Annotated in this window: 13 protein-coding genes; 6 read left to right on the top strand and 7 right to left on the bottom strand. The window is 63.6% G+C overall.

The features are described 5' to 3' along the window. Positions 1 to 90 precede the first annotated feature (90 nt). The gene (locus ACOI1H_RS12980) at positions 91 to 216 is read right to left on the bottom strand and encodes a hypothetical protein (protein ID WP_422438028.1); all 126 of its coding nucleotides are present in this window, start codon (positions 214 to 216) and stop codon (positions 91 to 93) included. Beyond that, entirely contained in the window at positions 213 to 2,030 is a 1,818-nt protein-coding gene (locus ACOI1H_RS12985; RefSeq protein WP_422438030.1) for an extracellular solute-binding protein, read from the bottom strand. Before ACOI1H_RS12985 ends, ACOI1H_RS12980 begins: the two co-directional genes overlap by 4 nt. A gap of 415 nt (positions 2,031 to 2,445) precedes the next feature. On the opposite strand from ACOI1H_RS12985, the gene ACOI1H_RS12990 reads away from it, so the two are divergent. Together ACOI1H_RS12990 and ACOI1H_RS12995 are read left to right on the top strand one after the other, a co-directional pair. Continuing rightward, positions 2,446 to 3,225 (top strand): 3-hydroxybutyrate dehydrogenase, encoded by a 780-nt coding sequence (locus tag ACOI1H_RS12990; RefSeq protein WP_422438032.1) that lies wholly within the window; start codon positions 2,446 to 2,448, stop codon positions 3,223 to 3,225. Continuing rightward, positions 3,222 to 4,253 carry a patatin-like phospholipase family protein gene (locus ACOI1H_RS12995; protein WP_422438034.1) on the top strand — a complete coding sequence of 344 codons (1,032 nt, stop codon included), beginning with the start codon at positions 3,222 to 3,224 and terminating at the stop codon, positions 4,251 to 4,253. The genes ACOI1H_RS12990 and ACOI1H_RS12995 overlap by 4 nt, the downstream gene beginning before the upstream one ends. On the opposite strand, the gene ACOI1H_RS13000 is transcribed toward ACOI1H_RS12995, so the two are convergent. From ACOI1H_RS13000 to ACOI1H_RS13020, 5 genes are all read right to left on the bottom strand, one after another. Next, entirely contained in the window at positions 4,246 to 4,848 is a 603-nt protein-coding gene (locus ACOI1H_RS13000) for a LysE/ArgO family amino acid transporter (protein ID WP_422438035.1), read from the bottom strand. The genes ACOI1H_RS12995 and ACOI1H_RS13000 overlap by 8 nt on opposite strands. Next, positions 4,845 to 5,567, bottom strand: coding sequence for a DUF502 domain-containing protein (locus ACOI1H_RS13005; RefSeq protein ID WP_422438037.1), 723 nt, complete (start codon positions 5,565 to 5,567; stop codon positions 4,845 to 4,847). Before ACOI1H_RS13005 ends, ACOI1H_RS13000 begins: the two co-directional genes overlap by 4 nt. Before the next feature lie 78 nt (positions 5,568 to 5,645). Continuing rightward, positions 5,646 to 6,563 (bottom strand): pseudouridine-5'-phosphate glycosidase, encoded by a 918-nt coding sequence (locus ACOI1H_RS13010; RefSeq protein WP_422438039.1) that lies wholly within the window; start codon positions 6,561 to 6,563, stop codon positions 5,646 to 5,648. Next, positions 6,560 to 7,453 carry a PfkB family carbohydrate kinase gene (locus ACOI1H_RS13015; RefSeq protein ID WP_422438041.1) on the bottom strand — a complete coding sequence of 298 codons (894 nt, stop codon included), beginning with the start codon at positions 7,451 to 7,453 and terminating at the stop codon, positions 6,560 to 6,562. Before ACOI1H_RS13015 ends, ACOI1H_RS13010 begins: the two co-directional genes overlap by 4 nt. 40 nt (positions 7,454 to 7,493) lie before the next feature. Next, positions 7,494 to 8,294, bottom strand: a complete 801-nt coding sequence (locus tag ACOI1H_RS13020; protein ID WP_422438043.1) for a DUF4198 domain-containing protein — start codon at positions 8,292 to 8,294, stop codon at positions 7,494 to 7,496. Between ACOI1H_RS13020 and ACOI1H_RS13025 the strand changes: the two genes are divergently transcribed. From ACOI1H_RS13025 to tsf, 4 genes are all read left to right on the top strand, one after another. Next, entirely contained in the window at positions 8,293 to 9,627 is a 1,335-nt protein-coding gene (locus ACOI1H_RS13025) for a HupE/UreJ family protein (protein WP_422438044.1), read from the top strand. The two genes, ACOI1H_RS13020 and ACOI1H_RS13025, sit on opposite strands and share 2 nt — an antisense overlap. Before the next feature lie 79 nt (positions 9,628 to 9,706). Further along, complete coding sequence (locus ACOI1H_RS13030; protein WP_422438046.1) at positions 9,707 to 10,249, top strand: hypothetical protein; 543 nt, start codon at positions 9,707 to 9,709, stop codon at positions 10,247 to 10,249. A gap of 177 nt (positions 10,250 to 10,426) precedes the next feature. Further along, positions 10,427 to 11,191: a 30S ribosomal protein S2 gene (gene rpsB, locus ACOI1H_RS13035; protein ID WP_422438048.1), complete on the top strand. Its 765-nt coding sequence runs from the start codon at positions 10,427 to 10,429 to the stop codon at positions 11,189 to 11,191. An 87-nt stretch (positions 11,192 to 11,278) separates the two neighbouring features. Continuing rightward, the gene (gene tsf, locus ACOI1H_RS13040; protein ID WP_422438050.1) at positions 11,279 to 12,151 is read left to right on the top strand and encodes a translation elongation factor Ts; all 873 of its coding nucleotides are present in this window, start codon (positions 11,279 to 11,281) and stop codon (positions 12,149 to 12,151) included. Positions 12,152 to 12,291: the final 140 nt, after the last annotated feature.

Consider the following 12,291-nt stretch of genomic DNA (forward strand, 5'->3'; position numbering starts at 1 on the left):
CCGTGTGGGTTGCGGTTGCAAAACCGGGGGCCAGCCCCCGCACCCCCGGGATATTCAGGACCGGAAGAATGCAAGACAGATCGGTCGGGGTCAGATCGCAACGTCGACCACACCGAGCGCGACCTGACCGGCACCGATGGCGGTGTTGCCGACGACCCGCGCCGGGGTGCAGGCGCTGGCGGTGAGAAGCGTCGCCAGCACGAGCACGATCCTCATTCCTCCCACCACCAGACGTCGGGTTGCCAGCCGTTCCAGTCGCCGTAGACCGGGATCATGTCCGGGTACTTGAGTTCCTTTGCATGGGCGAGTCGGCTGATGTTCCACTGATAGATTGGGATATAGTAGCGGCCAGCGGTCAGCACCCGATCCAGCGCCTTGACCGAGGCGACGAAGTCTTCCGGCGCTTCGGTGGTCAACAGGGTGCCGATCAGCGCGTCGATGGCCGGGGATTTCACGCCCATCAGGTTGCGTGTACCCGGTATGTCCGCACCCTCTGACCCCCAGTAAAGGTACTGCTCGTTGCCCGGCGACAGGGACACGGCGACACGGCCATAGGTCATGTCGAAGTCGAGCGCGTCGGTGCGTTCCTTGTATTGCGCGGAATCGATGGCCGTCACCGTGGGCGTCACGCCGATCCGGTTCAGACTTTCGACATACATGTCGATGATGGACTGATTCTCCGACGCACCGCTTTCCAGCAGGATGTCGAAGGCAAAGGGCTGGCCCTCGGCGTTCTTCATCACGCCGTCCTGCACGGTCCAGCCGGCCTGCTCCATCATCGCAAGCGCTGCCGCCGTGCCGGCGCGATTGCGCTCGGTGCCGTCGGCGACGGGCAGGGCGTAGCCTTCCAGCGTGCCGGGGATCAGGTCGGCCTTGAACGGCTCCAGCAGTTCGGCGACCCGCCCCGTGGCCGGGCCGTCGTCCATCGCCAGCGGCGAATTCGACCAGTAGGAGGTGATGCGCGGCTGCGCGCCGCCCGTCATCGCCTCGTTGATGAATTCGAAATTGAAGGCCTGGATCATCGCATCGCGCACGCGCCAGTCGTCGAACTGCGGCTTGCGGCTGTTCATCACGAAACCGGTCATGCCGGACGGACGGCCATGCGGCAGGACCGATTTCACCACGTCGCCGGACTGGACGGCAGGAAAGTCATACTGGCTGTCCCAGCGCGCCACGTTGAATTCGCGGTTTGAATTGATCTCGCCGGTCTTGAACGCTTCGAAGGCGGCGGTCTCGTCGGCAAAGAACTCGATTCGGATTTCGTCGAGGTTGTGCAAACCCTTTTCCGCGGGCACGACGTCGCGACCCCAGTAGTCCGGGTTACGCTTCAATGACAAAAAGCGTCCCGCTTCGAAGTCGTCGATGACGTAGGGCCCGGTGGTGATCGGGATCAGGTCCAGCCCGCCTTCGGCGAAATCGACGCCTTCCCATTGGCCTTTCTTCAGGATCGGACGCAGACCGGCCAACATGACCAGCTCGCGGTCTACGGCATTGAAGGTCAGGCGCACGGTGCCGGGGGCGGTCTCCTCGATCTTTTCGACCTTCTCCCAGAAGCCGCGGTAGCGGCCATTGCCCTGCGTGCCCAAGGTCTCAAACGACCAGATCACGTCCTCGGTCGTCACGGGGCTGCCGTCAGAGAACGCGGCTTCGGGCCGCAACTTGAATTCCACCCATTCGCGGTTCGGACCGGTCTCGATCGTCTCGGCCAGTTGGCCGTATTCGGTAAAGGGTTCGTCAAGCGACCGGACCATCAGGCTTTCGCCGATCAGGAAACGTAGCTGCCACGGCACGCTGCCCTTCAGCACATAGGGATTCAGGCTGTCAAAGCTGCCGACCTCTGCCGTCACGATCCGTCCGCCGGTGGGGGCGTCGGGATTGGCATAGGGCATGGAGGTAAAGTCCGCAGGCAGCGCCGGTTCGCCATACATCGCGATGCCGTGCTGCGGGTCGGCCAGGGCCGTTCCGGCAGCCCCGATCATCAGCGCCGCAAGGCCGATGCCGCGGGCCAGGTTGCGCAAGGTGGTGGTCATGGTGTCGTGTCCCCGTTCGTCTGACTGTTGCGATCCACGCTAAAGAGGGTTTCGAGACTTATCAAACTTTTAGCTTGGATACCGGCGCAGATCGGCTTATAAAGACCTCACTGCTCGATAGGTTTCTTGCCTGTATGAAACCTGCCTCAATAACTACACCCCGGCTTCGTGCCGGGGTTTTTTTTGGCCGGATGCAGTATTTCAAGGCTTTAAAGCACACCGAATCGCCTGACAAGCTTCCATTCACGACGACTCAAGGCGGCGTGGCAACGGCGACTCACCCCCGGATGACGGAGTCGAATCAGCCGCTTGCGATGCGATCTTCAAGAGTCTGTCGGCCAAGGCCACGGGCATTGGCACCGCGTGTCGATCCGTGCGACGATGCTGCAATCGCAGCATCAGGAAAGCATGCAACATGACCTACGAACTGAGGGGCAAGACGGCCATCGTTACCGGCTCAAATTCCGGCATCGGGCTGGGTGTCGCGCGGGCGCTGGCCGGGGCGGGTGCCGATGTCGTGCTCAATTCCTTCACCGACCGGGCAGAGGATCATGCACTGGCCGCAGACATGGCCCGCGCATTCGGCGTGAAAGTCACCTACGTTGCCGCCGACATGTCGCGACCGGAGGATTGTCGCCGCCTGGTCACCGACAATGGGGCCTGCGACATCCTCGTGAATAACGCAGGCATCCAGCACGTCGCGCCGATCGACGAATTCCCTGTCGACCAGTGGGACCGGATCATCGCGATCAACATGTCCTCGGCCTTTCACACGACGGCCGCTGCGCTGCCTCTGATGCGCAAGGCGGGTTGGGGCAGGGTGGTGAACATCGCTTCGGCCCACGGTTTGACGGCGTCCCCCTACAAAAGCGCCTATGTCGCGGCCAAGCATGGCGTCGTCGGCCTGTCCAAGGTCACGGCACTGGAAACCGCGCAGGAACCGATCACCTGCAACGCGATCTGCCCCGGCTACGTGCTGACCCCGCTGGTTGAAGCGCAGATCCCCGACACGATGAAGAAGTACGACATGGGCCGCGAGGAGGTGATCAAGCAAGTCATGCTGGACCGTCAGCCTTCAAAGGAATTCGCCACCGTCGAACAGATCGGCGGCACGACGGTATTCCTGTGTTCCGCCAACGCCGATCAGATCACCGGCACGACGATTAGTGTCGATGGCGGCTGGACCGCCCTGTGATCCGGATCAACCTTGGCCTGCAAGGCGGCGGAGCGCACGGGGCCTTCACCTGGGGCGTGCTCGACCGTTTGCTGGAGGAGGAGGATATCGAGGTCGCGGCGATCACTGGCACGTCTGCCGGGGCGATGAACGCCGCCGCGTTCAAAGCGGGATTGCTGGCGGGCGGACGCGCCGGCGCAAAGAAGAACCTGGACTGGTTCTGGGCGCAGGTTGGCGCGATCAACGCGCCATGGATTCAGGACTGGCTTGCGGCCCTGGCACCGTCGGTCAGGGGCATGGCCACCCTGCTCGAGATGTCGCCGGGTTTTCAGGCGTTCGAGGCAATGGCGCGCACCACATCGCCCTATGTCTATGGCCCGATGCTGCGCAATCCGCTCGCCCGCATCCTCGACGATCTGCGGTTCGAGGATGTGTGCAGCGCGGAGGGTCCGCGCCTTTTTGTCGGGGCGACGAATGTGCGTTCCGGCAAAATTCGTGTCTTTTCGGGCGACGAGATCACGAACGACGCCCTCATGGCGTCCGCCTGTCTGCCGACCTTGTTTCAGGCTGTCGAGATCTTCGATCCGGCGACAGACCGGACGGAGGCGTTCTGGGACGGCGGCTACAGCGGCAATCCTGCATTGTTTCCGTTGTATGACAAGGATCTGCCGGACGATGTTCTGATTGTCAGCATCAATCCCATCGTGCGGGACACCTTGCCGAAAACGCCCGAAGCCATCGCGAATCGGATCAACGAGATCAGCTTCAACACCTCGCTTCTGCGCGAACTGCGGTCGGTTGATTTCGTCCGGCGTCTGTTGGCGGACCACAGGGTCGCGCCTGGCACGATGAAGCGGGTCCTCATTCACATGATCGACGCCGATGCGCTGATGAACGATCTGAACGTCGCGACCAAGACGATCCCCGTGCCGATCGTCCTTGCCCGCCTGAAAGCGGCTGGCCGCGCGGCGATGGACGACTTTCTGACTGCGCACAAGGCTGATCTGGGGCAACACGACACGGTCGATCTGCGGGCGATGTTCAGCTAAGCAGCTTGACCGCCAGCATCCACATCACGAGTCCGATCAGCGTGTCGAGCATGCGCCACGCGCGCGCCGATTGCATCACGGGCCCGAGCAATCGTGCGCCGTATCCAAGGCTGAAGAAGAACACGAAGGACGAAACGACGGCCCCGGTGCCGAAGGCGGTCTTCAACCCCGCGTCGTGGAAATCCGTCGACACCGCGCCGATCAGGCCCAGCGTGTCGAGGTAGACATGCGGGTTCAGCCAGGTGAATGCGGCTGCCGTGGCAAGAGTGGGCCATAACGCCTTGGTCTGCCCCGAAAAATGCAGCGCATAGTCACCGCGCCAAGCCGCGATCAGGCGTTGCAGGCCGTAGACGAACAGAAACGCGGCACCGGCCAGCGCCATGATGCGCGGGAAGGCCGGGAACAACGTGACGATCACTCCGAAACCCAGCACGCCCGCCGTGATGAGGATCGCATCGGATGCCGCACAGAACAGGCAAAGCCAGAACACATGCGCTCGCGCGAGGCCCTGACGCAGCACGAAGGCGTTTTGCGCCCCGATGGCCAGGATCAGGGAAAAGCCTGTCGCGAAACCGGTCAGAGCCGCTGCGATCAAGCTGCGACCGGCGGCAATCTCGGGTCCTTGGAGTTCGGGTAGACAAGGCCAGCGGAAATCACCAGTTTCGCCGCATCCTCCACCGACATGTCGAGGATGATGACCTTGGAGCGTGGCACGAACAGCAGGAACCCCGACGTCGGATTCGGCGTCGTGGGCAGAAAGACCGTCGCGATATCCTCGTCATGTGGCACCTTGGTCGCGATTTCGCCTTTGGCCGCAGTCGAGATGAAGGCGATCGCCCAAAGCCCCTGCATGGGGTATTCGACAAGGCAGGCGTGATCGAAAGAGGTGTCGCGCTGGCTGAATACCGTCTCGGCGATCTGCTTGACGCCGTTGTAGACAATGCGCACGACTGGTGTGCGGTCGACGAGGCGTTCGCCAAAGCGGATCACCGCGCGGCCGATGTAACCTTTGCCCAGCCAGCCGACGATGACGGTGAAGATCAGAAAGACGACGACGCCGACGCCGCGCACGTCGATGGCGATGGGGTCGGCTTCGGTCCCGAACCAGCGGTTGATCAGCACATCGGGGTGCCAGCGATTCGGCACAAAGGGCCAGACCCAGCCGTCGATCCAGCCGACCACCGTATAGATCAACCAGAAGGTCAGACCGATCGGGGCCACGATGATCAGACCGGCCAGGAAATTGCCGCGCAACCGCCCGATCAGGCCGGGTCGACGTGGACGCTTGTCGTCATGGTTGGGCTCAAAGGTCATGGCTGCGTCCGTGCGATCATGTGGCACATCTAGGCCGCGGCGCAGGGCTTCACAAGCGGCACCGACGCGATGCCCGACCTATCCGGCGATGCCGCCCAATTCGCGGGCGATGGCGGCCGCAAGACGGGCATTGTTGCGCACGAGGGCGACGTTCGCAGTCAGAGACCGGCCCTCGGTCAGCGTGAGGATCCGGTCCAGCAGGAAGGGCGTCACGGCCTTGGCACTGATACCCTGCGCCGCGGCCTCTGCCAGCGCCTTTTCGATGATCGGTGCCAGGTCCGCGGCCGGGATTTCGTCCGCGGCGGGGATCGGATTGCACACCAGTTGCCCGCCAGGCAGGCCCATTACATTGCGCACGATCTGGGCCGTTGCGATGTCGCGGGCGGTGTCCATGCGCAGCGGCGCTGGCATATCGGACGTGCGCGACCAGAAAGCGGGCAGGCAGTCCTGCCCGAAAGCGATGACCGGAACACCAAGAGTTTCAAGCACTTCGTAGGTCTTGTTCAGCTCAAGGATCGCCTTGGCCCCGGCGGCCACGACTGTCACCGGGGTCTGTGCCAGTTCGTGCAGGTCGGCGCTGATGTCGAATGTCGTCTCTGCACCGCGGTGCACGCCACCGATGCCCCCGGTGGCAGAGACCGCGATGCCCGCCAGATGTGCCGCGATCATCGTGGCGGCGACAGTCGTGGCTCCGGTACCGCCGATGGCGATGCAGGCGGCGATGTCGGCGCGGGACAGCTTGGCGACGTGTTCGGCCTGACCCAACGCATCGAGCTCGTCCGCTTCCAGCCCGATGTGCAGGGTGCCGTCGATCACGGCGATGGTCGCGGGCGTGGCACCGGCGTCGCGCACGTCCTGTTCGACAAGCCGCGCGGTTTCGACGTTCTGCGGAAACGGCATCCCGTGGGTGATGATGGTGCTTTCCAGCGCCACGATGGCGGTGCCGGCATCGCGGGCGGCCTGTACCTCGGCGCTGAAGGTCATGGGGATCGTCATAGGGGGGTCTCTCCCGATACGTAGGTTGCGGCGGCGTCGAGGGCGCGGGCAAGGGCCTCCGGGCGATCAAGGCCCTGGCGTTCGGACGCGATATGCGCCGCCATAAAGGTGTCGCCGGCCCCCGTCACGCGCGTGACAAGGACCTGGGGCGGTTGCGCGGTGTTGACGTCGCCGGCGGTGCCTTCAGCGGCGGCGCGGCCTCCGTCGGTCACCAAGACGCGATGCGCGCCGCGCGTCAGCAACGCAGCACAAGCCGTTGCGCTGTCGTCGAAATGTGTCTGGCACAGCAACCCCGCTTCTTCCAGGTTCACATAGAGCGTCGCGGACGAATGGCCCAGCAGCGCCAGAAGGCGTTCGGCCTTGCCGGGGCTTGCGGGTGCGACGCGCAGGTCGGCGCGGGCGAACAGCGCAGAGGCGGCAATGGTCCGCAGCAGATCCTCGGTCAGGTTGCCGTCAAGGGCAATGACCCCGTCAAAGGGTGCCGCCTCGGACCCCAGCCGTCCGTCGGTCAGGGCGCGCAGGATCTTGTCGCCCGCAGCCTCCAGCGAATGGGCGTCGGCAATGGCGGCGATGAGGCCGTTCGCCGCCTCGATGGCCATGTAGACGTCGGTGGGCAGGTCGTCCGAGCGGTAGATGTAGTCGCAGATCAGGCCCATGCCCTGCGCCTCGGCGATCAGCCCTTTGCCTTCCGCGTCGCGGCCGATGACGGTCAGCAAGGCGGGGTGCAAGCCAAAGCGCTTCAGCGTCATGGCGATGTTCATCGCGACACCGCCGGGCAGGCGGGTGATGCGGCCGGGCACGTCGGCCCCGGCCCGCATGTGGCTTGCGGTGCGGCCGATCACGTCCCACAGGACGGAACCGATGCAAAGGATGTCGGGTGCGGGTGTCATGGTGCCCCGTATCGCTTGGCACGGGCTGGCGCGCAAGACGTCAGCCGGGGACGGCCCAGGTGATGTTCGCCCAAAGCGTTTCCCACAGCGCGCCGGTCTCCTCCGCCAGCGCCTCTGCCGGTTCGCGGATCAGCACGGCGTCGGCCATGTAGGTATGGCCCGCCGCGACCGGGACAGTCACCATGCCCTGCGCGTCAGTGGTGTAGAAGGTCTGCGTCACGTCGCCGGCGGGGCTGCGGTCATAGACCTCGAACCGGGCCGCGGCGCGGGGCTGGTCGCCATACCAGAGCTGGAACGACATGCCCTCCGCGGTGTCGTCGGCATAAGGGTTTGTCAAGGCGACGATCTCTGTCTCGAGGCCCGTGCGGCTGTCCTGTCCCGTGCCTTCGCCGACGGCAACCAACGCCTTGGAATAACGCGAATAGACCTCCTTGAAGGGTTCTTCAGCGAACCCGCGGGCGCTATGCGCTGCAAGGATGCCGGGAAAGGCCTTGTGTTCGCTGAAGCGGACGAAGGTCTCCCAGTCGTCGTAGTCGACTGTCGCATTGCGGGCCTGATAGACCAGCACGTTAAGTCCCTCGGGCAGTTCATTGATCTGGACGGCCGGAATGTCGCCGATGCGACCGGGGATGGGAAACGTGCTGCCGTCCACTACGTCGTCGAACCGCACGAACCGCTGCGGCAGATAGGGAAGATTTTGCCCTTCGAAATCCGATCCATTGACTATCTGCACGTTCAACGTAGCTTCCGGACTGACCGTGTAATCCTGAGGTTCAAGCCAGAGCTCGTGGGCGCTGACGGGGGACGCCAGCACGGCGAAAGCAAGGAAAAGACGACGCATGACAGGTTCCTTTTGGGTTGGTTTCAGGGTGTGGTTCCTGCGGGTTTTGTCAAGTTCGGTGCTGATGGCGGTCACGGTCGCGTCACCGGCGCGGGCGCACGAGGTGTTGCCGTCGATTACCGACATGACGCAGGACGGCGGGACGCTCGTCTTCGACATGCGGTTGAACATCGAGAGTTTTCTGGCCGGGATCGATCAGGCCGCAGTGGCCGATACCGACGAGGCAGCACAGGCTGCGACCTATGACGAGTTACACGCCTTGCCAGCGGCTGAGCTGGACGCGCAGTTCCGCGATTTCTGGCCACAGATGGCCGACAACATCACAGTGCGGGCCGGCGACGCGGTCCTGCCGCTGACCCTGACCACCGTGCAGGTTCCGGCAGTCGAGGACGAGAGCCTGTCCCGCCTGTCCAGCATCCAGTTCACGGCCCCGGTGCCAGAGGGGGCAGAGACCGTCCAGATCGGCTGGGTCCGGTCCTACGGCACACTTGTCGTGCGGCAGATGGGTGTGGATGATCCCTACGACGGATACCTTGAGGCCGGGCAGGTGTCGGACCCGATCGCCCTGACGGGCGGCAATGCGATGGGTGCCGCTGCGACCTTCTTTTCTTACGTGCCGACGGGGTTCGACCACATCGTGCCACTGGGCGTCGATCACATCCTGTTCGTGCTGGGCTTGTTCTTTCTGTCCACCCATCTGAAGCCGCTGCTGTGGCAGGTCAGTGCCTTCACACTGGCACATACCATCACGCTGGCGCTGGCGGCGCTGGGATATGTCACCGTGCCGGCCTCCATCGTGGAGCCGCTGATCGCCCTGTCCATCGCATATGTCGCGGTCGAAAATATCTTTCTGCGCACCCTGTCGCCGTGGCGACCCTTCATCATCTTCGGTTTCGGTCTGCTGCACGGGCTTGGCTTTGCCTCGGTCCTCGCGCAGTTCGGCCTGCCGGAACAGAACTTCGTGCCCGCGCTGATCGGCTTCAACATCGGGGTCGAGATCGGACAGATCTGTGTCATCGCCGTCGCCTACCTGTGTGTCTACATGGCGCGTGAGTATTCGGAGAAGGGCCTCCGCAGCGTGCCGGCGGCAGCGCTTTACCTGCTTGCCGCAGCGGCCGTGCTGGCGATTGCCGTGCCACTGTCGATCTGGGCCCCGGACCTGCTGGGCGACCTGTTTCCGCTGTTGGCGATCATTGCTGTCTTGCTGGGACTGTCGGGTGCGGCGGTCAACGTGGGGATGTATGACACCTATGCCCACATGATCGCGATGCCCGCATCGGTCCTGATCGCGCTGGTCGCCGTCTATTGGGTGATCGAGAGGGTATTCCTCTGACTGCGGGCGCATTTGCGGGTTGACCGGGCGGCGGCCATTTGTGACGGTCCCGCGATATGCAATCGGGGAAGGCCGACAGATGCGTAGCTCGCTTGTTCCACTGGTCGCGGCCTTGACCCTGCTGGCCTGCGCGCCGCAACCACAGCCCGAGGATCGCGCCGTCATCGCGGCCCGCAATGCGGCGGCGATCGACGGCTTCCTTGGGGCCAGTGTGCGCCCGGCCTTGCGGTTCTGCGTGGCGCAGCAGACCGGTGCCGCCCGCGACACCGCGGCCCTGACCGTTGCCGGGTTCACCCCGTCCAGCAGCGGCGCGCTGTCCAAACCCATCGCGGGCAATGTCGGCAATCCACCTGCGGACGGATCGATCTTCGTGGTCCTGCAAAGCGCCTGTCGGATCAGGGCGAACGGCTTTTCCATCAGCCCGACCGAAATCGACGCGGCCATAGCGCAGGAGATGTCGGCACTGGGTTACGCACGCGTGGCAGATGCCGAGGCGGGCAAACTCGGCGTCACGTCGGGCTCCACCGTCTTTCGCAAGGGTGAACGGATTGTCACGGCAAAGACGGGACATTCCGTCGTCACCGGCCGACCCTTCATGAGCATCGCGATCGACGCATCCTGAACCACCCCGCGCAGCCCCCACGACCACGCTTGCATTGCAGGCCTGTCCCGTTTATGGGACGCGCACGTATCCCGCAGGCGGGGGCGGGTGAGGCGGGGAGAAATCCCGTCTGATCCACCGGTTGGGCCATTTCGGCCTGATACCCCCGCCGAGGCTAAACCGGAAAAGGATAAGACCATGGCTCTTCCCGAGTTCTCCATGCGTCAGCTGCTTGAAGCTGGCGTTCACTTCGGCCACCAGACCGCGCGCTGGAACCCCAAGATGGGCGAATACATCTACGGTTCGCGCAACGGCATCCACATCATGGACCTGACGCAGACCGTTCCGATGCTGGAACAGGCGCTGCAGGTCATCCGCGACACCGTCGCCAAGGGCGGCCGCATCCTCTTCGTCGGCACCAAGCGTCAGGCGCAGGCCCCGATCAAGGACGCCGCCGAAAAATCCGCGCAGTTCTACATGAACCACCGCTGGCTCGGTGGCACGCTGACCAACTGGCAGACCGTGTCCCAGTCGATCAACCGCCTCAAGCAGATCGACGAAGCGGCGGAAAACGGCTTTGCCGGCCTGACCAAGAAAGAGCGTCTTGGCATGGAGCGTGAGCAGGGCAAGCTGACCGCATCGCTGGGCGGCATCCGCGAAATGGGCGGCGTGCCCGACCTGATCTTCGTCATCGACGTGAACAAGGAAGACCTCGCCATTCTGGAAGCGCAGAAGCTGGGCATCCCGGTCGTGGCCGTGGTCGATACCAACTGCTCGCCTAAGGGCGTGGATTACGTGATCCCCGGCAACGATGACGCCGCTCGCGCGATCCAGCTGTATTGCGACCTTGCCGCCCGCGCCGCCCTTGACGGCATGAGCGCGCAGCTTGGCGCGGCTGGCGTCGACATGGGTGCCATGGAAGAGCTGATGGCCGGAGAAGACGCTGCAACCGCCGACGCATAAGCGTCACGGACTGCGTCGAAAAGACAGGGCAGGGGCCACAGGCCTCTGCCCGCTTCAAATGAATTTCCCCTGCTTAGGAGAGTGAACATGGCAATCACCGCTTCAATGGTCAAAGAACTGCGCGAATCCACCGGCGCTGGCATGATGGACGCGAAAAAAGCGCTGACCGAAACCGATGGCGACATGGATGCCGCGGTCGACTGGCTGCGCACCAAGGGTCTTGCCAAAGCCGCAAAGAAATCCGGCCGCACCGCTGCCGAGGGCCTAGTGGCCGTGGCGACCGAAGGCGGCAAGGGTGTCGCGGTCGAGGTGAACTCCGAAACCGACTTCGTCGGCAAGAACGCTGACTTCCAGAAGATGGTCGGCAAGATCGCGACCGCCGCCATTGCCGTTGAAACGGTCGAGGACCTGAAGGCCACGTCCGTCGACGGCAAGACCATCGACCAGACCGTCACCGACGCGATCGCCGTGATCGGCGAGAACATGTACGTGCGCCGCATGGCGACCGTGCACGCGGCGAACGTCGTGTCTTACGTCCACAATTCCGTCGCACCCGGCATGGGCAGCATCGGCGTTCTGGTGGGCTTTGAAGGCACCGATACCGCCTTTGCTCGCCAGGTCGCAATGCACATTGCCGCTGCCAATCCGGCCGCACTGGGCGAAGCGGATCTGGACCCGGCGGTGGTCGAAAAGGAAAAGTCCGTCCAGATGGACATCGCCCGCGAATCTGGCAAGCCGGAAGCCGTGATCGAGAAGATGATCGTCGGCCGCATGGCGAAGTTCATGGCCGAGTCGACATTGATGGGTCAGGCGTTCGTCGTGAACCCCGACTTGACAGTCGAGAAGGCCGCCGAAGAAGCCGGGATCCGAATCACGGGCTTCGTACGCCTTGAGGTCGGTGAAGGCATTGCCGTCGAAAAGGAAGATTTTGCGGCAGAGGTCGCCAAACTGAACGGCTGATCAACCCTTCAATCGCGAGAATCAGGCGCGTCGGACCTTCGTCCGACGCGCCTTTTTCTTGCGCCTGTCATGCAGTCTGGAAACAGCTTGGCCGCGATGACGACATTGTTACCCAATCCTTAATTCAGCCATATTGATTT

It is taken from the genome of Loktanella sp. DJP18 (assembly GCF_049310965.1).
In the GTDB taxonomy this organism is placed as follows: Bacteria; Pseudomonadota; Alphaproteobacteria; order Rhodobacterales; family Rhodobacteraceae; genus Loktanella.